Origin of the sequence: Pseudomonas sp. HMSC063H08, assembly GCF_001813645.1 — a bacterium.
Taxonomy (GTDB): domain Bacteria; phylum Pseudomonadota; class Gammaproteobacteria; order Pseudomonadales; family Pseudomonadaceae; genus Pseudomonas; species Pseudomonas aeruginosa.
This window is the reverse complement of record NZ_KV813628.1, coordinates 1-709: the sequence shown is the minus strand read 5'-3', so window position 1 is coordinate 709 and position 709 is coordinate 1. Positions and strand designations below refer to the sequence as shown.

Below are 709 nucleotides of genomic sequence, written 5' to 3'. Positions count from 1 at the left end.
CAGCCTTCGGCTTGAGCGAAGGCCACCAGCCGTCGAACACTTTCCCGGGCGCCGCGAAGGAAACTATGCATTCGTGGTCTCCTCGCTGTTGAGCTGCAGCCAGGTCTCCATCTCTGCAAGGGAGCGGGGAAGGCTATCGGTGGCGGCGGCATCCAGGAGACGTTTCACCAGCGCCTGAAGGCTGCGACGATCGCTCTGTCGGCTGCAGGCCAGGTCGTCATGCGCAGAACGCAGCATGCGGACCTCTGTGCGCAGTTGAGTGCATACGTCGTCAGTTGCTACTGGTGCCGTTGACGCGACAGGTGACCGCGACCGTGTCCTGAGGCGGTTTTCCCACTCTTCCCTTGCTGCCGAGAAGCGATGGCCACGACCTACACTCCAACCGCTGGTCCAGTAGCGCGACTTTCCGCAGTCAGGGCAGGGCTGTGCGCCGCTGCCATCCAGGTGATAGCCGCAGTTCAGACAGATCCACGAAGGACCTTCACGCAACTTGAGCTCAAGCATCAGCTCGACTTTCTGGAAGTGCTCGAGCGGCCGGTAGGCAGTGACGTCAGGCATCGCGCGCTACCTCCTTGGGATTTCTACAGGACAGCGCCCAGCGGCTCTCGATGCGCTTTTCGTGGTCGCCTGCCTGTACCGGCATACGGGTGATGTATGCGTTGTCCTCGCCAAACAGTCGTTCGGCAAGGCGGGAGGCTGCCACCTTGTC

The 709-nt window shown here is 61.9% G+C and carries 1 protein-coding gene; it reads right to left on the bottom strand.

Translation table 11 applies throughout. From position 1 onward, the window contains the following. Positions 1-63 precede the first annotated feature (63 nt). The gene (locus tag HMPREF2924_RS35725) at positions 64-558 is read right to left on the bottom strand and encodes a hypothetical protein (protein WP_003134082.1); all 495 of its coding nucleotides are present in this window, start codon (positions 556-558) and stop codon (positions 64-66) included. Between the last annotated feature and the right edge of the window lie 151 nt (positions 559-709).

What these genes read in the sequence shown, in the direction of transcription:
- HMPREF2924_RS35725 (WP_003134082.1), bottom strand. Translation starts at nt 558, where the DNA reads ATGCCTGACGTCACTGCCTACCGGCCGCTCGAGCACTTCCAGAAAGTC.